Here is a 22,624-nt window from a genome sequence, read left to right on the forward strand (position 1 = left end):
AACTCCTCCTCATTGGGGTCGGACCCCATTTCCCAGATGCAAAAATGCATTACAAATACTTTTATATCAATGTTTTCCGTATTATTTTCAGGGGTCAGGCCCTATTTCCCAAGTTTATTCGCACCGCGAGATTCGATTGCACGGGCATGGGCTTCGAGGCCTTCCATGCGGGCAAAGGCAGCGATTTTCTCCGCATTTTGACGGAAGGCGGTTTCGCTGTACATGATGATGCTGGACTTCTTTTGGAAATCATCCACATTCAGCGGGCTGGAAAAGCGGGCCGTCCCATTAGTAGGCAACACATGGTTTGGGCCTGCAAAATAATCACCGACTGGCTCCGAACTAAAGCGACCAATAAAGATGGCCCCTGCATGGCGAATTTTAGCCATTACTTCGAGTGAATTATATGTCACAATTTCTAAATGCTCTGGTGCCAGTTCATTGATGGCCCCAACAGCTTCCACCATATTTTCGCATACAACAATCCGTCCATAATCGTTAATGGATGCAGCTGCAATATCACGGCGTGGAAGTAACGCTACCTGCTTGTTCACTTCCGCTGACACTTCTTCAGCCAGCTCCATTGAAGTCGTCACCAGAACACTGCAAGCACGGGCATCATGCTCTGCCTGTGATAGCAAGTCCGCTGCCACTTCTGAAGCAATTGCGGAATCGTCAGCTAACACGGCTATTTCGCTAGGCCCGGCAATCATATCGATGGCAACGTCCCCGAATACTTCCCGCTTTGCTAACGCCACATAAATATTTCCTGGACCTACTATTTTATCAACTTTCACAATTGTTTCTGTCCCATAAGCAAGAGCCGCTATAGCCTGAGCGCCTCCAACCTTATAGATTTCTGTCACTCCTGCAATTTTCGCTGCAGCTAAAACCGCTGGCGTTAATTTTCCATCTTTTCCTGGAGGAGATACCATAACGATTCGTTCCACCCCTGCAGCTTTAGCCGGCATTGTGTTCATCAGTACAGATGAAGGGTATGCTGCTGTGCCACCTGGGACATACACTCCAACCGCATCAAGAGGTGTTAATTTTTGTCCAAGCATTGTTCCCGTATCATCAGTGGTAATCCATGAATTGCGAATTTGTTTCTCGTGAAACAATCGAATATTATCTGCCGCTTCTTGGATTATTGCAAGCTGCTCTACTGTTAATGCTGCTGTTGCTTCTTCAATTTCCTGTTCGGAAACGAGTAATTCCTCAAGACTTACACCATCAAAACGCTCAGTATAATTATGTAAAGCGACGTTTCCGCTTTTTCTTACATCATAAATAATATCCTGAACCGCTTTTCGTTGATCAGCCGTACCTGCATCAACAGAGCGCTTCAGTGAAATTCCTTCTGCTAACCGTTCAATTTTCATACGCTCACCTCATTAGCGATTCTTTTACTATTCTATAATTTCTGCTAAGCGATCCACAATTTCAGTAATCCTTGCTTCTTTTATCCTGTAGCTGACAGGGTTTGCCACCAACCTTGAAGTCACATCAGCAATTTTCGCATATTCAACAAGACCGTTTTCCTTCAACGTCTGTCCCGTTGAAACGATATCCACAATTCGTTCAGCTAAGCCAATTAAAGGAGCTAACTCAATAGATCCGTTCAATTTAATAATTTCGACTTGCTCTCCCTGTTCACGGAAATAACTAGAGGCTACATTTGGATATTTACTGGCTATTTTGGGCGCGATATCGCTAATTTTCGTACCAGGAAGACCAGCAACAGCTAAGTAGCAGGCACTGATTTTCAAATCAAGTAACTCATATACATCTCGTTCTTCCTCTAACATAACATCCTTACCTGCAATTCCAATGTCCGCTACACCGTGTTCCACATAGGTTACAACATCCATCGGTTTAGCTAAAATGAAACGTAGATTCTCCTCTTCTACTTCAAGAATTAATTTCCGGGAATCATCAAACTCAGGAGGTAGACGGAAACCGGCCTTTCTTAATAGCTCTGCCGCTTCTTCAAAGATTCTCCCTTTAGGCATCGCAATTGTTAAAAAGCTATTATTCATCTTTTCCATTCCCTCCATTCCCCACAAATAAATGCACTTCCGAAAATGTTCTTGTAAACGCATCAACATTTTGAACGACCGTGATATCTTGAATCGTCACCCGTTTTCCTTCAGATCGTTTTGATTTTGCAAAATCAAGTGCTTCCATTCTGCGTTCGGGAGTGAATAAAATACATTCCGGCGCAACAGGCTGCATAGGTTCCCCAAGTGCTTCAGCAAGACGATCCACACGGATGGCAAAACCCGTAGCAGAAGCATTCCAGCCGAATTTTTCAAGCAGGTTATCGTAGCGGCCACCATTACCGATTGGTGAACCTACTTGATCTGCATACACCTCAAATAAAGTTCCTGTGTAATAGCTCATATGGCTGACTAATGTTAAATCAAAGCTCACATATTGAGCCACGCCAAATTCTTTCAACTGCGCAGATAATTCCTTCAGTTCACCTAAAGAATCTTGTCCTTTGTTGTTTTCAACTAAATCCAAAGCTTTTGTCAGCGTGTCTTCACTACCTCTTAATGAAATAAACTCGATGAGCCTTTGTTTATCAATAGATGAAAGCGGCAGTGATTTTACATGCTCCCTAAAACCTACATAATTCTTCTCATATAAAAACTTCCTTAATACAGAGGCTCTTTCTTCCGTACCTAGAATGCTCACGAAAAATTCCTGTAAAAATCCGATATGACCAATGGAAATCTTAAATTCCTGAAGTCCGGATGCCTTTAAAACATCTGCCAGTAACGCAATCATTTCAGCGTCGGCACAGATGGACTTATTTCCGATACATTCAATACCTATCTGTTCGAATTCTGCTGGTCGGCCGCCTTCACGCTGCTGAGCGCGGTACACATTTGCTGAATAGGCAAGGCGAAGCGGTATTTGCTGTTTTAGCAGTTTGGATGCCGCAACTCGTGCAATAGGGGCTGTCATATCCGGTCGAAGTACAAGCGTATGGCCCTGAGAATCAAGCAGTTTAAACAACTGCTGATCCAAAATAGCTGAAGCTTCACCAATTGTTTCATAATATTCCAAAGTAGGCGTTTCAATAAATTGATAACCCCACTTCTTGATTTCATCACTCATTTTATTTCGGACCGAGGCTTTCGTTTCATACAGCACCGGCAGTGTATCTCTCATGCCTAACGGTTTCTCAAACATAAATGGCTTAGTCACGACTGCACATCCTTTTGAATAATGGTTACTTTATATATATTTCCAATCGGTCCGCCTTTAAGCAAAAACCAATGTCATTACAAGTACTCATTTTTGTATATACAATTATCTTTCCAAGATAAAACTCTTAAAACCCACTGGGCTAACATATAAAATAGTATCAAAAAAAATAACATAATCATATAAATACTCGAAATTATCTATTAAATCACTTTAGTTCGCTAATATGGTAACAAGATGAAGTTATTAATAGTTTACTCCTGCCCCTATCTCCCGTCAAGAAAAAGGTGCCTGACCCTATTTCCCATAATAAATAACGGTTACTGATACTTACAGCAGCAAGGTTTTGGAATAAAAAGCAAAGGGTCAGATCCTATTTCCCAGACCCATATACCTATCTTCAGTCAATCTTTGTTATTGATGTATACCTTTTGTTCAGGCTGTCTTATACTTTTTAGGAGATTGGTATTATTTTATTTTAGGGGGAAATGAGATTGAAGAGAATTTTTTCGTTTTTTGTTGCATGTGTCGTTCTTTTTTCGCTTGGTTTTAGCGGAACAAAGAGCTTTGCCGCAACTATGATTAACCAGGATGAGCTTAAAGCATATCTGACTGAAATAAGAATGACACAAGTTGAACTGGAAGATTATTTAGCATACTACGACTTGACATTAGATGAGTTAGAATCGGTAGCAGAGCTGCGTGATACGTTGGGACCGACTGTCACTCCAGAGACTTTACAGAATCTGCTTAATGAATATGAAATGACCGAAGAAGAACTTACGGACTTATTAATTGAATACGGCGAACTTGAAGAAGGAGAATCCATTATCGATACCTTCCACTTCATTTATGACATTGAAGATCTAATTAATTTAGAAATGGATTATGATGAGGAAGACATGGAATATGATGAGGAAGAGATGCTCGATTTAATGGATGGACTCTTTACTGAGATCGGTCTTACAGACGAAGAGCTTGAAAGATTCATGAACCACCTTTTACCCATCGTCGAGGACCCAGCTTTTGAAGATCGTCTAATGGCGATTTCCGATAGGATGGACCAATTCGAATATTTTGAAACAATTGATGAATTGTCTGCGGAACAAGTAGCGGAATTGCTTTCTATTTATAATGATTTGCAAAACTTGCTACAAATTCAATTCAAATTTGCCTTAATACAGGACGGTGTCACCACAAACCTATCCCTTGAAGCATTATTCAAGCTTGATGAATTGACGAATGCTAGTTTACTAGTTTCAATCTATGATTTAAGCGGCAACCTTTTACTAGATTTTAAATTGACAGGTGAAATGATTGGTTCCAATTTAGTAAAAGAAACCGGTAATGACCTAAAACAGTCTACTGAGGTCATATCTAAAGTGGTGGATGTAAAATCTAAAGTGGTGAATGTAAAAAAAATAAAGAAGAAACCCACACATAAAACTGTAAAAGGCGGAGTGATGCCTAAAACAGCTGGCAATTACCTATTCGGTTCATTAATCGGTTTAATCATGATAGCCTTTGCATTTGGATTATTTAGAAAAGCGAGACTCGTTAAGTAAAATGAGCGAAAATAGGCATTCTAAGCACAAAAAAAGATGGTTGATTGCCACTGCGGCCTGCTTTTTGATCGTGGGTTTTTATTTTACAACGACGAACGCTTATACACTGTTAAAAGGATATGCCATATATAAATGGAATAAGTCTGAAACAACTGAGGCAACAGCTAAACACCCAGAAACAAAGGCTGATACTCCGGACGAGGATGAACTATATGATACACGACCGGAAACAGGTGATTTAATAGGTGAGCTTTATATTCCAAAGCTTGAGGCAACACTTCCGATCTACCATGGAACGAATGAAGATGAACTTGAAAAGGGTGTCGGTCATTTCGCTGAGTCGGTCCTACCAGGTGAGATGGATAATTCCGTTTTATCTGGACATCGAGATACCATTTTCAGAAAGCTTGGTGAAGTTGGAAAAGGTGACTTGCTTATTACCAAAACAGAAGCTGGCACGTTTACCTATAAAGTGAGGAAGGTCCGTATCGTTGATGCTGATGACCGTACGGTGATTGTTCCCAAGCCTAAATCCACACTTACTGTAACAACCTGCTACCCATTCTCATATATTGGTAATGCACCTGAAAGGTATGTACTGATCGCTGATTTACTTAAATCGGAAATAGACAATTAAAAATGAGGGCTGCATGCTTTTGCAGCCCTCTCTCCATAAAAAAAGGGTAGGAGGACAAATTCAAAATGGATAAAAAAGCTCAGGATAAGTTTTTTCAAATATTAAAAAATACGTATGATACTACAACTAACGAAGAGAATATATCGATTGACGAATTCATCGGCCAAATAAAGAATGAATTGACTTCACTATACCCCAAATTACATTAAAAAGGACTTGCCACATAGAATGGTAAGTCCTTATTTTCATAAAGAATTTTGCTGTTCCCGATTCAGCATTTCCTCTTTTGTATAAATGATTTTCATTGGATTTCCTCCGACAAAAGCTCCCTCGGGAACATCTTTATGGACTAGTGTACCAGCAGAGACAATCGATCCATTTCCAATTGTAAGTCCTGGGAGAATAGTTGAGTTGGCTCCAATCAATACTTCGTCTCCAATCACGACTTCTCCTAACCGATATTCATTAATTAAATATTCATGAGCAAGAATCGTCGTATTATAGCCGATGACAGTATTTTTCCCCACAGATATTTTTTCTGGAAACATCACATCCGGCATGACCATCAAGGCGAATGAAGTATGCTTTCCAACTTTCATATGTAAAAAAGTCCTGTAAAGCCAATTCTTCATGCCTAAAAACGGTGTATAACGCGCTAACTGAATCACCACAAAGTTCTTCACGACTTTCCAGAATGGTACGGTCTTATACACATGCCAAAGTGAATTAGCCCCTTCTACCGGATAGCGGGTCGTGCGTCTCATTTTCTAACCTCTGTATGCTTTTCAATCTCTATGATATTCAGTAAGTCAGCCATTTGCTCTAGCATATAGTCAGGATGATAGCTTTCTAAAAATTCACGTCCTCTAATCGACCACGCGACCCCCGCTGTTTTGGTACCAGTATTTTTCCCGCCAAGAATATCATGATAACTGTCTCCAACCATGATTGCCTCTTCAGGAACCGAACCGAGTTGGTTTAACGCTTTTACCAGCGGCTCTGGATCCGGCTTGGCTTTTTCCACATCATCCAGAGTGACCACGACTTCAAAGAATTGGTCAAGTTTGCTTAAACGCAGACCTTTTTCGACGACATCACGTCTCTTCGTCGTAACGACCGCCAATTTATAGCCACTCTGCATCAAAGTTTGAATTGTTTCAAACACACCGTCATACTGTGTCACAAGTAAATCATGATTCTTCCAATTGTGCTCCCGATAGAAAGCGATCATTTCATCTATACGTTCCGGATCTATAGACGAAAACGTATCAACCAAAGTCGGGCCGATAAATGGAATAATATCCTCCCGCTTGAACTGTCCCGGACAATAATGATCTAAAGTTTTTGTAAAAGAGTCGATAATCAATTCAATAGTATTGATTAACGTTCCATCAAGGTCAAATAATAATGTAGTTATGTTACTGTTCATATACGGCTTCCTTCCTCTGCACACTGTCAGTCCGATTCCAAATATAAGCGACCACCATAGTAAGCACAATAGCGGTGATTAATCTGATAAGTAATAACGGCAAAACCGGAATCCCCAGTGGAATAAAAATTAGTGTATCCTCTATAACAGCATGACAAGCAACTAAAAAGATAAATGCAATCGTCATATCCTTCTTCGAGACATTATCTTCTTTCGCTGCTTGAATCATTACACCTGCCCCATATGCAAGACCAAGCGTCAACCCTGTTACAAATGGCATAGAGGCATTTGGCTTCATCCCTAAAACTCTCATAAAAGGAGCAAGAGCTTTTGAGAAAGCTTCTAGCCATTTTAAATCTTTCATGATTTGAACGGCGACCATAAGCGGGATGACGATAACCGCCAGTTGGGCTATTCCGGAAAGAGCTTGCATAACCCCATGTAAAAGGATGGCACCAACCCCTGTAATCTCGGCTGTCTCCCGGATAGCAATTCCTTGTGCCATTTCCGATCCGCCCTGCCAAACGAGATTGATGACAACCGCAGACAAAAGCGCCAGTCCAATCCGTACAGTTAAAATGATCCACAACTTGACACCAGTTTTCATCGCCACACCTGATTCAATTAATAAATTATGTGAAAAAGATAACATCATTGCGATAATAAATACCTCTTTCACAGTCAGGTCTAGCGTTAATATGCCTGCAATCGCTGCATATAAGTTCAAAAAATTCCCTAGAACAAGCGGGATTGCTGCGTCACCAGGAAGGCCGATGAGATTCATCAATGGTGCTATCAAGTTAATGATCCATGGCAATACAGGTGTATATTGAAGCACGGTAACAATCAACGCAACTGGAAAAATCACTTTTCCCAATGACCAAGTTGTATTCAAGCCAGAAAGGAGCCCCTTTTTAACTGAATCTACTATCACTATGCCCTCTCCCTTTACACATATTCTCTAAGCATCTAAATATCTTTTCTCGGCATATCCACGGACCCTTCTAAAGATCACTAATGCAATAGCAACAGCGATTAACACAATGGAAATCACTTGTGCGATACGTAGTGACTCCGTTAACATCAAGCTATCTGTCCGTAGTCCTTCAATGTAAAAACGGCCAATAGAATACCAGAATACATACGTTAAAAATAGCTCGCCCCTACGCAGGTTCACTTTACGTAAACTTAGAAGAATAATTACACCGATAATATTCCAAAGCGATTCGTACAAAAAGGTTGGATGATAATACGTTCCATTTATGTACATTTGGTTAATAATGAATTCAGGCAGATGCATATTTTCCAAGAACGATCTTGTTATTTCTCCTCCATGCGCTTCCTGATTCATAAAATTACCCCAACGGCCAATTGCTTGACCTAACAATAAACTCGGTGCAGCGATATCAGCCAACTTCCAGAACGAGACTTTCTTCACCTTAGCAAAGACTATCGCGGTCAGTACCGAACCGATTAACGCACCGTGGATTGCAATTCCACCATTCCATATCTTAATGATATCCCCAGGATTTTGTGAATAGTACTCCCACTGGAAGATGACATAATAAATACGTGCACTAATAATCGCAATTGGAACAGCAAACAATATCATATCTGTAAATATTTCTTTATCAAGACCTCTGCGCTCAGATTCCCTTAAAGCAATAATAAGACCTAGTAACACTCCGAAACCGATAATTAGACCATACCAATGTATCTGGATTGGCCCGAGATCAATTGCAATCGGATTCAGCGGCTGTATAGCTTGTTCCATTTCGTCCCCTCTTTTCCTATATACCTATTCATTAAAATTCATCATGATCCGGTTCTGCAATTGCATGATTCAAACGATCTGAAAATTGTTCTGCAGCATTTACTCCCATCCGTTTTAGACGATAGTTCATGGCTGCCACTTCAATAATAACAGCTAAATTTCGTCCGGGGCGGACAGGTACAGTTATTTTCGTAACTTCCGTATCAATTATTTTCATTTTTTCTTCATCAAGACCAACTCGGTCATATTGCTTATTTTTTTCCCATAGTTCAAGATTAATGACTATCGAGATTTTTTTATTGCTCCGGACAGCACCAGCCCCAAATAGCGTCATTACATTAATGATTCCTAACCCTCGGATTTCAAGAAGATGTTCAATTAAATCAGGAGCATTCCCGACTAACGTATCCTGATCTTCCTGACGGATTTCTACACAGTCATCTGCAACAAGTCGATGGCCCCGTTTCACTAATTCAAGCGCTGTCTCACTTTTACCGACCCCGCTTTTTCCAGTAATCAATACACCTAAGCCATAGATATCTACTAATACACCATGAACGGCTGTAGTTGGTGCTAGTCTACTTTCAAGGAAGTTGGTCAGACGGCTGTACAACCTTGTAGTCTTCATATTAGATCTCATCACAGGAACGGACTCCCGCTCAGATGCTTCAATCAACTCTATTGGCACTTCCTGACCACGCGTAATGATAATGCCTGGTGTAAAGTCCCTACATAGTTCTTCCATCCTCTGTATTCGATCCGGCTCATTCAGTCGATTAAAAAACGACATCTCCGTCATACCTAAGAGCTGTACTCGATCCGCAGGATAATAATCAAAAAAACCAGCTATTTCAAGTCCTGGACGAGATAAGTCACTAGTGACAATTGGGCGATTAATTCCTTCTTCTCCGCTGATAAGTTCTAGACCGAATGCTTCAACTATATCTTTTGTACGGACTTTTGCCATATATCTTTCCTCCTTTTGGAGCGATACTATTTTTAGCGATACTTTTTCTATTTTAGCATTTTTCTGTTAATAACCAAACAAAGCATTATCGATTTATTCTTTTTTTCTGATGAACATGCTACTTTTTATTCCACTCGTTTGATTATAATAATGGATAAAGTATTTTTGGAAAGGAAAGAATTACATGAAAATCATTATTGATGCAGGGCATGGGTATAATACTCCCGGCAAACAATCTCCTGAGGGTATGAAGGAATATGAATTCAATAGGGAAACGGCTGAATTTACGAAGTTCTATTTAGAAAAATCAAAAGCAGTCACCGTTCATTTTGTTCATGAAGACGGGCGAGATGTTCCACTTAAGGAACGTATAAACAGAGCCATTTCACTCGGAGCTGACTTATATATCTCCATTCATGCAAACGCCTTTGGTTCTGGAAGTTGGCATGAGGCAAATGGAATTGAAACGTTCATTTATCTCTCGAGACCGAAAGAGTCACTTTCCATAGCTGAAAAGGTCCAAAGCGAACTTGTTAAAGCTACTCAGTTAAAAAATAGAGGGGTAAAAACCGCCAATTTCCAGGTTTTACGCGAAACAAGATGTCCGGCCATTTTAGTCGAATGCGGGTTTATGACCAATCAAAAAGAAGCATCTCTTTTAAAAACTACGGCGTACCGGAAAAAATGCGGAGAATCTATTGCTAAAAGCATCCTCGCCTACTATAACCTCCAAGCTGATGTAAACCCCATTATGTATAAAGTTCAAATAGGTGCCTTTACAGAAAAGAAAAATGCAGAGGCTCTTGTCAAAAGGTTAGCCAAAGATGGTTACAAAGCAATCATTAGCGTACAAAAATAAATGAAAGCCCCCCAATTTGAACTGGTGGGCTTTCATTTTCACTAGGAAACTGTTATCGCTGCAGTCTTGGTTTCTGCAAATACATGAAGCACAGGAACTTCCTCTTTAGCAGTCTTAAACTTAAGGACCTTTTGAACCACATCACTCTTTTCTTCGATGATGGTCATCCCTTCCAAGCTTACGTTAAAACCTCCTAAATTAGATTTCAACTCTCCCTCGATTGCCTTTCCTGGCGGCAGGATCAGCTGGACTTTTCCGGTAATCGATTTAGCATGTATAGAGTCGCAATCTAGCTCGGAGTTTTTGCAGACAATTTCACCATTAAAAGTTTGCACATCTATTTTTTTGAAATAACCATCCGCATTAATAGCACCGTTTAAGGTTTCAGCTTCCAAGTCATTATAATTTGTATCTGAAATGGTGATCGTTCCATTACCTGTTTCGAGCTCGCACGACTCACCATTACCCTGTAAAATATGAATCGCACCATTGGCTGTTTTTGCTTTGAGTTTATTGGATTCCAATGATTCGGCGGTTATAGCACCGTTAAACAACCTTACCTGAATGTCCTCATATTCCTTCCGAGGAATGTACAAAACTGCATCGACTTTAATGGATTTTTCGAAAACCTTAAACCTCATTTTCCCTTCTTCAATCGAGAAGTGAACATCCTCTAAAAAGTTTTTTCTCGCTTCTTCGATATCCTCCACCCTGTATACCTTTGCCTGACATTCAACCCGTACATCCTTATGATCCCAAGTAGCAATTTTTATTTTCCCATTGGCTATATCTATATCGACTCCATTCAGAACCTCATAATCATGCTGGAAAATATGACTGACATCAACTGATTTTCCAAAGTTGAAATCAAGATCGGTTTCTTTAATCTTCTTAAAAGCACTTTCAACAAAATCAATAATCTTTTCCTTTGATGACTGAATATTCTTCTTGAACGTGTCCTGAGTATTGTCCTCGCTTTTCTTATCCACGACTACGGTTGATAATTCATTTTGTAGTTTCTGCTCTTTCGCTTCACTTTCCTGACTAGCTTTTTCTAAGTCTTCCAAAAGACTCATTGCTTCTACCGCAGTCAACTTTCCATCTTGAATCATCTCTAAAATTTTCTTTCTTTCTTCCTGCATGAACATTCCTCGCTTTCTTAAATCATTTTATTCATACATACGCCTAGAAATCTAAAAAGTTTCATAAATACACTAATTCCCATTTCTCGACAAGGTGCTGCGACAATTTTCGAAAAGAGCAAAGTGGAATTTCCCCGGAAATATCTAGCTTTCATGGGTTTTAATCAAATGATTAATTAAATTGACGCTGTCATATTTCCACATAAAAAAACAAGCCAACTGGCTTGTTTTTTTATGCATGTTCATGCTCTTGTTCTTTTTCTTCAATCAATTTTTCCATTCTAATTTGGTCACGGGTCAGAACAGGCTTTAAGTATTTCCCTGTGTATGATTCGGAAACTTCACATATTTCTTCAGGCGTACCGTAAGTGACAATCGTTCCGCCCTTATCCCCGCCTTCTGGACCTAGGTCAATAATATGGTCCGCAGCTTTGATGACATCAAGATTATGTTCTATTACTAAAACAGTATCCCCATTGTCTACCAGCCGTTGCAAGACTTCGAGCAACCTCGCTATATCATGGACATGAAGTCCGGTAGTTGGTTCATCCAAGATATAAAAAGAGCGGCCAGTTGAACGGCGATGCAATTCAGAAGCGAGTTTCACCCTTTGCGCTTCACCGCCCGATAAAGTGGTTGCCGGCTGTCCAAGCTTGATATAGCTCAGACCAACATCATAAATCGTTTGTAGCTTCCGCTTGATTTTCGGGATGTTTTCAAAGAAACTAACCCCTTCCTCAACAGTCATATCGAGAATGTCGGAAATGTTTTTACCTTTATATTTCACTTCAAGCGTTTCCCGGTTATAACGTTTACCATGACAGATTTCACACGGAACGTAGACATCAGGAAGAAAATGCATTTCAATCTTGATAATTCCGTCACCACGGCAGGCTTCACAACGACCGCCCTTCACATTGAAACTGAATCGTCCTTTTTTATAGCCACGGATTTTCGCTTCATTCGTTGAAGCAAAAACGTCACGAATATCATCAAATACACCTGTATAGGTTGCTGGGTTAGAGCGTGGCGTTCTACCAATAGGTGATTGGTCAATATCAATGACCTTATCTAAATGCTCGATTCCTTTAATTTCACGAAACTCCCCTGGTCTAGCTTTGGCGCGGTTTAGCTTTTGAGCTAATGACTTATGAAGAATCTCATTCACTAATGTACTTTTCCCCGAACCTGAGACTCCTGTGACAGCTGTAAAAACTCCAAGCGGGAATTTAACATTAACGTTTTTTAGGTTATTTTGTTTGGCCCCTTTAATTTCAATAACACGGCCGTCATTTTTCCGGCGTTCCAATGGCAGCGGGATAAATTTCCTCCCTGATAAATATTGGCCGGTTAAAGATTTAGGGTTATTCATGACCTCTTCCGGGGTTCCAGCAGCCACGATTTCTCCACCATGAGCGCCTGCACCTGGTCCGACATCAATCAAATAATCCGCCGCAAGCATCGTATCTTCATCATGCTCAACAACAATCAGCGTGTTTCCAATTTCGCGCATATTCTTTAATGTTTCAATTAATCGATCATTATCTCGCTGATGCAATCCTATAGACGGTTCATCTAAAATGTAAAGAACACCAGTCAAACGGGAACCAATCTGTGTTGCCAATCGAATACGCTGGGCTTCACCGCCTGATAATGTTCCGGCTGCTCGGCTTAACGTTAAATATTCCAAACCGACATTGGCTAGGAAACCGAGCCGCTCCCGGATTTCACGTAAAATCAATCTCGCAATTGCAGCTTCCTTTTCGGTCAAATCAAGCTCGTCAAAAAATACTAAAGCTTCTTCTACCGATAAAGCGGTAGTCTCACTTATATGAACCCCTTGAATAAGCACAGAAAGACTCTCTTTTTTCAGCCGATGTCCCTTACATGTTGGACAGTGGTGCTCCGACATATATTTCTGCATTTGTTCACGAATATAATCTGAGTTCGTCTCCTTAAAACGCCGCTCGATGTTTCTTATGACGCCTTCAAATAGAATATGTCCCTCTTGCACTCTTCCAAAATCATTTTTATAGCGGAAATAAATTTTATCTTTACCTGAACCGTATAAAATTTTCTCCAATTTATCATCCGGTATATCTTTAACTGGCACATCCATATCTATGTCATAATGGGTGGCTACCGCTTCAAGAAGCTGAGGATAATATTGAGAACTCGTCGGTTCCCATGGGGCAATCGCATGTTGACGCAGACTTAATTCCTTATTCGGGATGACCAAATCACGGTCCACCTCAAGTCTCGCTCCCAACCCATCACAATCAGGGCAGGCCCCGAACGGGCTATTGAAGGAAAACATTCTCGGCTCTAGTTCTTCGATGGAAAAGCCACAGTATGGGCAGGCATGGTGTTCGCTGAACAGTAGTTCTTCTTCACCCATTACGTCAATGATGACTTTGCCTTCACCAAGCTTCAAAGCACTTTCTAATGAATCCGCAAGCCGTGCCATGACTCCCTCTTTAATAACAATTCGGTCTATAATGACTTCTATAGAATGCTTTTTATTCTTTTCGAGAGTGATTTCTTCACTAAGATCGTGCATCTCCCCATCCACTCGAACGCGGACATACCCTTGTTTTTTTACTTCTTCTAAAACTTTTACATGTGTTCCTTTTCTACCTGAAACAATCGGTGCCAATACTTGAAGCTTAGTTCGCTCAGGGTAATCAAGGATGCGATCTACCATTTGCTCAATCGTTTGAGAGGTAATTTCTATATGATGGATCGGACAGGTTGGCCGGCCGACTCGAGCATATAGCAATCTTAAATAATCATAAATCTCCGTGACAGTCCCCACAGTTGAACGAGGATTCCGGCTCGTCGTTTTCTGATCAATAGAAATCGCCGGTGACAATCCTTCAATCGCATCGACATCCGGTTTATCCACTTGGCCTAAAAATTGACGGGCATAAGCGGACAGTGATTCTACATAACGTCTTTGACCTTCTGCATAAATCGTATCAAAAGCCAAGGAAGACTTTCCAGATCCAGATAATCCTGTTATCACGACGAGTTTATCTCTAGGTATCGTGACATCAATATTCTTTAAATTGTTGGCTCTGGCGCCTTTTATCACAATTTTCTCCATTGCCATGTTTCGTCACCCTTCCGCTTTTAACTCTAGTAATAAGTCACGCAGCTCGGCAGCGCGTTCGAAGTCTAGTGCTTTTGCTGCTTCCTTCATTTCTTTTTCCATGCTTACCATCACTTTTTCGCGCTCTTTTTTAGGCAACTTCGCGAGGCTTGGAGCAAGGTCTTCTTTATATTCTTCACCTTCTTCGGCTACATGAGTAGCCCGGATGGAGTCACGAATGTCCTTTTGAATGGTTTGCGGTGTAATTTGATGCTCTTTATTGTATCTTTCCTGAATTTCACGGCGCCGCTTCGTTTCATTAATCGCAAGTTCCATTGAATTCGTAATACGGTCGGCATACATAATAACGTGGCCGCTTGCATTTCGAGCAGCGCGGCCCATCGTTTGGATGAGTGAACGCTCTGAGCGAAGGAATCCTTCTTTATCAGCATCGAGAATCGTAACCAACGACACTTCCGGAATATCCAAACCTTCACGTAAAAGATTGATTCCAACCAGCACATCGTATTTGCCCATTCGTAATTCTCGGATGATTTCTATCCTATCTAATGTTTTTACCTCTGAATGCAGGTATTGAACTTTGATTCCAATTTCCTTTAAATAATCAGTTAAATCTTCAGACATCTTTTTCGTTAAGGTAGTAATTAGTACCCGTTCATTCTTTTTAACCCGCTCCTGTATTTCACCTATTAGGTCATCTATCTGGCCTTCAATTGGTCGTACTTCAATCGTAGGATCTAGCAAGCCAGTAGGACGGATTATCTGCTGAACCATTTCCGGTGTGTGTTCGAGTTCAAATGGTCCCGGAGTTGCCGAGACGAATATAGATTGATGAACCTTTTCTTCAAATTCCTCAAATCGGAGTGGACGGTTATCTTTTGCAGAAGGCAGGCGGAAGCCATGATCAACGAGCACTTGCTTACGAGCCTGATCTCCATTGAACATGCCCCTGATTTGTGAAAGGGTTACGTGTGATTCATCCACAACTAATAGAAAGTCTTCTGGAAAGTAATCCATCAAGGTGTATGGTGTTGCACCTGAGGGACGGAGGGTTAAATGGCGTGAATAGTTCTCGATACCCGAACAAAAACCCATTTCCCGCATCATTTCTAAATCATAACGGGTCCGCTGCTCCAAGCGCTGAGCTTCAAGCAGTTTTTCATCCTCCCTCAATTCCTTCAATCGTACTTCCAGCTCTTTTTCGATATTTTGAACGGCGATCTTCATTTTCTCTTCACGAGTTACGAAATGGGAAGCTGGAAAAATTGCGATATGTTCCCGTTCACCAGTAATCTCACCGGTTAGGGCATCGACTTCACGAATACGATCAATCTCATCCCCGAAAAACTCGACCCGTACACAATGTTCATCACGGGAGGCCGGGAAAATTTCGACCACGTCACCACGAACCCGGAAAGTCCCCCGTTGAAATGCAATATCATTCCGCTCATATTGAATGTCCACAAGTCTGTGCAACAATGTATTTCTATCTATTTCCATGCCTGTGCGGAGAGATACCACCATCTCCCGATACTCTTCTGGAGAACCCAATCCATAAATACAAGAAACACTGGCAATGATGATCACATCTTTTCGTTCGAACAAAGAGGATGTCGCCGAGTGACGTAGTTTATCAATCTCATCATTGATACTTGCATCTTTTTCAATGAATGTATCAGTGGAAGGCACATAGGCTTCTGGTTGGTAGTAATCGTAATAGCTAACAAAGTATTCAACAGCATTATTAGGAAAAAACTCTTTGAACTCACTATAAAGCTGCCCTGCCAGCGTTTTATTGTGGGCAATGACAAGCGTCGGTTTATTTATTTGTTGAATGACATTAGAAACGGTAAATGTTTTCCCTGTACCCGTTGCCCCCAACAATGTTTGCATTTTCTTTCCTTCTTTTACACCATCGACAAGCTTTTCTATTGCCGCAGGTTGATCTCCTTGAGGAGAGTATTTTGAGACTAACTCAAACTTATCCTTCACCAAGCATAGCCTCCTACTGAAATATTTTTATATAAAAAACGGGATATACTATATCCCTTCTATTTATTCCGGTTTTAGAAAGTATATATACACATTCTACCACAATAGCCTCAAAACAAACCAGCAAAAAGCGAACATCTATTCTATTTTTGGTTTTTTATAATCTTTAGATGTCGAGAGTAATAACAGGAAGAAGTACAAAAAAAGCACCTTTATGTCAGGCGCTCTTTGATGTTCGTTTCATCATTCTTTTTGACAACCAAAATCCCACTGTCAGTGACAGTGCGTCAACGATGATTAATAAATTTGTATGCGTATAACCTTTATATGCAGAAGCTGTAATCAACGCAACTGTTAAAACAAGACCCACGATATTATTATAGGTGACCCTTGAAAATAGCATAACAAGTAGACAAGGAAAGAAAAGGGCAGAAAGAAATTTAATCATTTTTTCATCTCCTTTATAAGAGAAAAATAGAATAGTTTCAGTTTAAATGATTATGAAGTTTTTTGCCAATCTATTTCCTACTATATTTAATAATTGTTCGGAAGGTTGGCTCTACCACGATTACAAATTTATTCTTATTAAGCAAAGAGACAAACCCCTTCTAAGAAGGAAGTTTGCCTCTTTTCCATCTGTTAATACGGATCTGCGTCATGTCCTTTTCTAGCTCCTTCCTCTGGGTTATCTGTCCCTCCCATAGGTTTTGAAGACTCTGTATGTTCAGAAGCTGAAGCTAAACCTTCTTTCAGTCTGCGACCGTATTCTTCATCAGCCTCCTCAGCAAGAGCAACCATTTTTTCCTGAATGCGTGGATCTGCAGGAGCTAATGCTGACACAAGATTGGAGATTAATTCATCTCTTTCCCAATCTTCAAATTCACGGAATGTTTCACCAGCCTGTTTCGTATTACTTTGCCGATCTATTGTTTCTCGAACAAGTTTTCCTTCTATAAAAGGTGTATACTCTTTGCCAGTTTGCTTGGCTTCCTTTAAACCACCTACAGTTGATGGTTCGTAGTTGATATGAGGACTTTGATCTCCTCTGCCAACTTCATATTGCATTTGTCCACCAGTTTGATTGGTTGCTGTTGGTTTTTTCGGTGCATTAATCGGTAATTGAAGATAATTTGCTCCTACACGGTGACGTTGTGTATCAGAATAAGAGAACGTACGCCCTTGTAACATCTTGTCATCCGAGAAGTCTAGTCCATCTACTAGGACGCCCGTACCGAATGCAGCCTGCTCCACTTCAGTGAAATAGTCCTCCGGGTTTTTATTCAATACCATCGTACCAACATGCAGCCACGGGAATTCATCTTTTGGCCAAATCTTTGTATCATCTAGCGGGTCGAAATCCAATTCAGGGTGATCATCATCACTCATAATCTGTACGTTGAGATCCCATTCCGGATATTCCTCACGTTCGATTGCTTCATATAAGTCCTGTGTGGCATGATTGAAATTCGTAGACTGAATTTCATTAGCCTCTTTCTGTGTCAAGTTCTTTATCCCTTGTTTAGGTTCCCAGTGATACTTAACAAGGACTGCTTTCCCCTCTTCATTCACCCATTTATAGGTATTAACACCAGATCCCTGCATCATGCGGTAGTTAGCTGGAATGCCCCAAGGGGAGAACAAAAACGTAACCATATGAAATGTTTCAGGAGAGCTTGAGCAAAAATCAAAAATTCTTCTCCCGTCCTGTATATTCGTGACCGGGTCGGGTTTAAAAGCGTGAATCAAATCCGGAAATTTCATGGCATCACGGATAAAGAAAATTTTCAGGTTATTTCCGACAAGATCCCAGTTTCCATCTTCTGTATAAAATTTAACAGCAAATCCACGAGGGTCACGTAACGTTTCTGGTGAAGTCCCTCCATGAATTACAGATGAAAACCTGACGAATACCGGTGTTTTTTTACCCTTCTCCTGAAATACCTTAGCTCTCGTATATTTTGAAATCGGCTCGTCCCCTGCTTTACCAGTCGGAACAAAATAGCCATGGGCGCCTGCACCGCGGGCATGCACTACCCGCTCTGGAATCCGTTCTCTATCAAAGTGACTAATCTTTTCCAGAAAGTCGTAGTTCTCTAGTGTACTTGGGCCTCTGTTACCGACCGTTCGGATACTCTGATTATTCGTGATGGGGTGCCCTTGCCGGTTTGTTAACGTTTTTTCTGAGTTATCATTTGTTCTTTTAGATTTTTCAGACAAAACATTTCCTCCTTTGCTAATTAAAACCATAATACATTTTACCTTACCCTAATTCCCAAATCTTACTCGTCTATCTTCAACATTATTCAAGATATTGTAAGACCAAGTTCTGCGGTTTAAACCTGGTAACCATTGTTAATGAAAAAAAGTTAGCTAAAACTATACAAAATGAATTCAAAAAACAAACAAACTTGAAAGACCACGGTACAAAACGTGAAATTTCGAGGTTATTTAATCAAGCAGCTACATTAGTAGAATTAGGATTTTTCACCAATCCCCAATCAAACCTAGAGGAAAAATTGATAGTAACTACTGGGGGAGATTGGGTTAAAAAAACACTTAAATTTGATTTAAATTTCTATAATCATGAAAAAGCTTTGAATGGAAAGCTATTCAAAGCCTTTTTTGTGAGAAGACGAGCATACCCATTTTTGTATATGTCATCAAAGCTCCATTATAATTAAGGATAGAATAAAAAAATTCAAAAGCGAGGTGCCTTCATTGGATGAAACATTATTAGGAAGACTAAGCAGAATGATGACAGGAAAGGTCAGCCGCTGGGTCGTCATCGCTGTCTGGATAATTGCAGCTACAATATTAACAATAACGTTACCGGATGTTAAGGATCGCACATCCAATAATACCGCTGACCTGCCTGCAGACTCAGCTTCTGTCGTGGCTGATAAGCTCATTAAAGAAGAGTTCCCGAATTCCTCAGGGATACCCGCCTTACTTACATGGCATCGGGAAGGTGGACTGACAGAAGCCGACTTGACCGAGGTTCAATACCTTTCCAAGGAATTGACAGAGAATCCATTAACACAACAATCATTTTTACCTCCTCTTCATGAAATCCCATTGCCTGCGCTGCAGGGATCTGTTTCAGAAGATGGTACGACTTTCGTACAACCGCTCTTCTTTAAGGAGAAAACTGAGACCGCTGTATTAGAAAAAAACCTTAAAATTATTAATAGAATAGTAACAGAGCGCGTTGGCCTTGACCCGTTCAAAGTTCAAACAAATACAGAAAATTTATCACTTCGTGTAACAGGCCCGGTTGGAATTTCTGTCGATGCAACTGGATTATTTTCAGGTGCAGATTTCCAATTACTTTTTGCGACAGTAATACTTGTACTTGTCGTGTTATTACTAATTTACCGCTCCCCACTTTTAGCCATTATTCCACTTATCGGAGTCGGCTTCGCCTATCTTGTCACCAGTCCAATCCTTGGATTTATGGCAGATAACGACTGGATTACAGTTGATTCTCAGGCTATTTCCATTATGACCGTATTATTATTCGGTGCAGGAACGGATTATTGTCTATTTTTAATCTCCCACTACAGAAGTGAATTAAGACATCATGAAAGTAAACGAGAAGCCATGATTGCAGCCTTTAAGGATTCATCAGGTGCCATTGCGATGAGTGGACTTACGATTGTAATCTCTCTACTAACTTTACTTGTAGCCAAATATGGAGCCTATCATCGTTTCGCAGTACCATTCAGCTTATCCATTTTAATCATGATGTTAGCAGCCTTAACACTCGTACCTGCACTACTTTCCGTATTCGGTCGGGCCTCTTTCTTCCCTATCGTTCCACGCACACCAGAAATGGAAGAATCACGTGCGAAGAAAAAAGGCAAACCCGTTAAGAAACATAAAGAAGCAGGTCGCATCGGCAATTGGATTGGGAATATCGTAACAACCAAACCATGGACTGTCATTCTTACATGCCTGATTATCTTCAGTGTATTAGCGTGCTATTCATCTCAAATAAAATATTCCTACGATATTCTATCTTCATTCCCTGAAGATATGAACTCCCGTGAAGGATATAAGGTCATTTCCGACTCATACACACCCGGAGAACTTGCACCAGCCACAGTGGTTGTCGATACTGATGGTAAGGACATCGACTTGGCAGATGAACTAAAAAAGATGAATCTGGTTGAAAGTGTTACAGATCCTATTAACAGTAAATCCAATAAGGATCTGCAGTCATATGAAGTCACATTCAATATCAATCCGTACGATATTGAAGCCATAAATTCAATTCCTGACATTCGCAGCCTAGCTGAAAAAGAACTGAAAGCCGCCAATATCTCAGCTGTTGATGAAAAAGTATGGATTGGAGGGCAAACAGCCACTCAATTTGATAAAAGAGATACGGTTAAGACCGATGAATTTATGATTATCCCAATCATTATCGTCTTGATTTCCTTGCTCCTTTTAGCTTACTTGCGCTCTGTGACAGCTATGATTTATTTAATGGGAACGGTCATCCTCTCCTTCTTTGCCGCTATGGGCTTAGGTTGGATAATCCTCCACTATTTCATGGGAGTGGAAGCAATTGAAGGTACAATTCCACTATATTCATTCGTATTCCTTGTCGCCCTTGGGGAGGATTACAATATCTTTATGGTTTCGAGTATTTGGCGCAAGAAAAAAACAATGCCTATCAAACAGGCAATCAGAGAAGGAGTCGCCGAAACAAGTGGGGTCATCACCTCAGCTGGCATCATCTTAGCAGCCACTTTTTCTGTTCTTGCTACACTGCCAATTCAAGTACTGGTTCAATTCGGACTCATTACCGCACTCGGTGTGTTAATGGACACGTTCATCGTTCGACCATTCCTTGTTCCAGCGATTACCGCACAGCTTGGGCGCCGTGCCTTCTGGCCAAGTAAAGTCGCTATTCATGAAGAAAAAGAAAGCGCCCAATAATAAAGAAAGTTAGTTTTATTTTTCAAGAAAATAAAGTATTAAATAACCTGCGCCTCGTAACATCGGCACAGGTTTTTTGTATATTTTTCAAAATTAAGGAAAAATTCCAGTTGACACTAGTAAGCTAACCTCTTATAATTACATCAAGTTCAAATATCTCAAATTAAAGATATATAAATTCAAGATTAATATACTAGGAGGAAAAAACAATGACAAATACCAAATGGGCAATTGATCCGACTCACAGTGCAATTGAATTTTCTGTAAAACATATGATGATCGCAAAAGTAAAAGGGAGTTTTAATAAATTCGAGGCAAACATTTCTGCAAATCCATCTGATTTAACAACAGCTGAAATAGATTTTACTGTAGATGTAGCAAGTATCGATACACGCAATGCAGACCGAGATAATCACCTGCGTTCAGCTGACTTTTTTGATGTAGAAAAAAATCCGACTTTAACGTTTAAGTCAACGAAAATTGTGAAAACAGGTGATGATGAGTACGATGTGACAGGTGATGTAACCCTTAATGGATTTACTAATGAGGAAACATTCGCTATTACATTTGAAGGTCAAGGAAAAGATCCATGGGGAAATGAAAAAGCAGGGTTTAGCGGAAAAGGTAAAGTTAAACGCAGCGATTATGGATTAACCTATAATGCAGCATTAGAAACAGGCGGCGTTCTTATAGGCGACCAAATCACACTTACCATCGAAATAGAAGCAGCTAAAGAAGCCTAATATTAAAAGCAGCTATCCGTTAGGATAGCTGCTCAGACTGTAGACAAACTCGATGAAAATCGAGTTTGTCTACAGTTTTTTTGAGGGGTTGTAAAAATTCGACGTTGATTTCCACTCCAGGCACTCGCTTTCCGCGGGCGGTCAGGGAGCCTCCTCGGCGCCTTTGCGCCTGTGGGGTCTCCCTTGGACACGCATTTCCCGCAGGAGTCTCGCACCTTCCGTTCCAATCAACTTTGTTTTAACA

The 22,624-nt window shown here is 40.5% G+C and carries 20 protein-coding genes; 7 read left to right on the forward strand and 13 right to left on the reverse strand.

Features of this window, described 5'->3' with window-relative positions:
• Positions 1-101: 101 nt before the first annotated feature.
• The 3 genes from hisD to JFV29_RS26325 are packed head-to-tail and all read right to left on the reverse strand — an operon-like array spanning position 102 to position 3,216.
• A complete protein-coding gene (gene hisD, locus JFV29_RS26315; protein ID WP_201187330.1) occupies positions 102-1,382 on the reverse strand; it encodes a histidinol dehydrogenase in 1,281 nt (426 codons plus the stop codon).
• Positions 1,383-1,409: 27 nt separating this feature from the next.
• Positions 1,410-2,039: an ATP phosphoribosyltransferase gene (gene hisG / locus JFV29_RS26320; RefSeq protein WP_053348866.1), complete on the reverse strand. Its 630-nt coding sequence runs from the start codon at positions 2,037-2,039 to the stop codon at positions 1,410-1,412.
• A complete protein-coding gene (locus tag JFV29_RS26325) occupies positions 2,032-3,216 on the reverse strand; it encodes an ATP phosphoribosyltransferase regulatory subunit (RefSeq protein ID WP_201187333.1) in 1,185 nt (394 codons plus the stop codon). The genes hisG and JFV29_RS26325 overlap by 8 nt, the downstream gene beginning before the upstream one ends.
• Positions 3,217-3,710: 494 nt before the next feature.
• On the opposite strand from JFV29_RS26325, the gene JFV29_RS26330 reads away from it, so the two are divergent.
• The 3 genes from JFV29_RS26330 to JFV29_RS30050 all read left to right on the forward strand — a co-directional run bounded on the left by JFV29_RS26330 (position 3,711) and on the right by JFV29_RS30050 (position 5,627).
• Positions 3,711-4,781, forward strand: a complete 1,071-nt coding sequence (locus tag JFV29_RS26330; protein WP_201187336.1) for a processed acidic surface protein — start codon at positions 3,711-3,713, stop codon at positions 4,779-4,781.
• A 1-nt stretch (position 4,782) separates the two neighbouring features.
• Positions 4,783-5,418 (forward strand): class D sortase, encoded by a 636-nt coding sequence (locus JFV29_RS26335; protein ID WP_056524485.1) that lies wholly within the window; start codon positions 4,783-4,785, stop codon positions 5,416-5,418.
• A 65-nt stretch (positions 5,419-5,483) separates the two neighbouring features.
• Positions 5,484-5,627: a hypothetical protein gene (locus tag JFV29_RS30050; RefSeq protein WP_201222658.1), complete on the forward strand. Its 144-nt coding sequence runs from the start codon at positions 5,484-5,486 to the stop codon at positions 5,625-5,627.
• A gap of 36 nt (positions 5,628-5,663) precedes the next feature.
• Here JFV29_RS30050 and JFV29_RS26340 read toward each other — a convergent pair whose 3' ends face one another.
• From JFV29_RS26340 to hprK, 5 genes are read right to left on the reverse strand one after another with little or no spacing between them, the layout of a single operon-like run.
• Entirely contained in the window at positions 5,664-6,182 is a 519-nt protein-coding gene (locus JFV29_RS26340) for an acyltransferase (protein WP_201187338.1), read from the reverse strand.
• On the reverse strand, positions 6,179-6,847 hold the full coding sequence (ppaX, locus tag JFV29_RS26345; protein ID WP_201187341.1) for a pyrophosphatase PpaX: 669 nt from the start codon (positions 6,845-6,847) through the stop codon (positions 6,179-6,181). Before ppaX ends, JFV29_RS26340 begins: the two co-directional genes overlap by 4 nt.
• Complete coding sequence (locus tag JFV29_RS26350) at positions 6,837-7,781, reverse strand: nucleoside recognition domain-containing protein (protein WP_201187343.1); 945 nt, start codon at positions 7,779-7,781, stop codon at positions 6,837-6,839. Before JFV29_RS26350 ends, ppaX begins: the two co-directional genes overlap by 11 nt.
• Positions 7,782-7,808: 27 nt before the next feature.
• Positions 7,809-8,621, reverse strand: coding sequence for a prolipoprotein diacylglyceryl transferase (gene lgt / locus JFV29_RS26355; protein ID WP_201187345.1), 813 nt, complete (start codon positions 8,619-8,621; stop codon positions 7,809-7,811).
• Positions 8,622-8,652: 31 nt separating this feature from the next.
• Positions 8,653-9,588 carry an HPr(Ser) kinase/phosphatase gene (gene hprK / locus JFV29_RS26360; RefSeq protein ID WP_201187347.1) on the reverse strand — a complete coding sequence of 312 codons (936 nt, stop codon included), beginning with the start codon at positions 9,586-9,588 and terminating at the stop codon, positions 8,653-8,655.
• A gap of 184 nt (positions 9,589-9,772) precedes the next feature.
• On the opposite strand from hprK, the gene JFV29_RS26365 reads away from it, so the two are divergent.
• On the forward strand, positions 9,773-10,447 hold the full coding sequence (locus JFV29_RS26365) for an N-acetylmuramoyl-L-alanine amidase (protein WP_201187349.1): 675 nt from the start codon (positions 9,773-9,775) through the stop codon (positions 10,445-10,447).
• A 41-nt stretch (positions 10,448-10,488) separates the two neighbouring features.
• Here JFV29_RS26365 and JFV29_RS26370 read toward each other — a convergent pair whose 3' ends face one another.
• The 5 genes from JFV29_RS26370 to JFV29_RS26390 all read right to left on the reverse strand — a co-directional run bounded on the left by JFV29_RS26370 (position 10,489) and on the right by JFV29_RS26390 (position 18,910).
• On the reverse strand, positions 10,489-11,589 hold the full coding sequence (locus JFV29_RS26370; protein ID WP_057216271.1) for a DUF4097 family beta strand repeat-containing protein: 1,101 nt from the start codon (positions 11,587-11,589) through the stop codon (positions 10,489-10,491).
• A 232-nt stretch (positions 11,590-11,821) separates the two neighbouring features.
• Positions 11,822-14,701, reverse strand: a complete 2,880-nt coding sequence (gene uvrA, locus JFV29_RS26375; RefSeq protein WP_201187352.1) for an excinuclease ABC subunit UvrA — start codon at positions 14,699-14,701, stop codon at positions 11,822-11,824.
• Positions 14,702-14,707: 6 nt separating this feature from the next.
• Positions 14,708-16,693 carry an excinuclease ABC subunit UvrB gene (gene uvrB / locus JFV29_RS26380; protein WP_201187355.1) on the reverse strand — a complete coding sequence of 662 codons (1,986 nt, stop codon included), beginning with the start codon at positions 16,691-16,693 and terminating at the stop codon, positions 14,708-14,710.
• Between the two features lie 217 nt (positions 16,694-16,910).
• Positions 16,911-17,141 (reverse strand): CsbA family protein, encoded by a 231-nt coding sequence (locus tag JFV29_RS26385; RefSeq protein WP_053348589.1) that lies wholly within the window; start codon positions 17,139-17,141, stop codon positions 16,911-16,913.
• Between the two features lie 191 nt (positions 17,142-17,332).
• The gene (locus tag JFV29_RS26390; protein WP_242486949.1) at positions 17,333-18,910 is read right to left on the reverse strand and encodes a catalase; all 1,578 of its coding nucleotides are present in this window, start codon (positions 18,908-18,910) and stop codon (positions 17,333-17,335) included.
• Between the two features lie 191 nt (positions 18,911-19,101).
• Here JFV29_RS26390 and JFV29_RS26395 point away from each other — a divergent pair, with 191 nt between their 5' ends.
• The 3 genes from JFV29_RS26395 to JFV29_RS26405 all read left to right on the forward strand — a co-directional run bounded on the left by JFV29_RS26395 (position 19,102) and on the right by JFV29_RS26405 (position 22,380).
• A complete protein-coding gene (locus JFV29_RS26395) occupies positions 19,102-19,374 on the forward strand; it encodes a hypothetical protein (protein ID WP_242486950.1) in 273 nt (90 codons plus the stop codon).
• Positions 19,375-19,411: 37 nt separating this feature from the next.
• Positions 19,412-21,637: an MMPL family transporter gene (locus JFV29_RS26400; protein WP_446728265.1), complete on the forward strand. Its 2,226-nt coding sequence runs from the start codon at positions 19,412-19,414 to the stop codon at positions 21,635-21,637.
• Between the two features lie 209 nt (positions 21,638-21,846).
• Positions 21,847-22,380: a YceI family protein gene (locus tag JFV29_RS26405; RefSeq protein WP_053348586.1), complete on the forward strand. Its 534-nt coding sequence runs from the start codon at positions 21,847-21,849 to the stop codon at positions 22,378-22,380.
• The last annotated feature ends 244 nt before the right edge of the window (positions 22,381-22,624 follow it).

This window comes from Peribacillus sp. TH16 (genome assembly GCF_016651095.1).
Lineage (GTDB): Bacteria > Bacillota > Bacilli > Bacillales > DSM-1321 > Peribacillus > Peribacillus butanolivorans.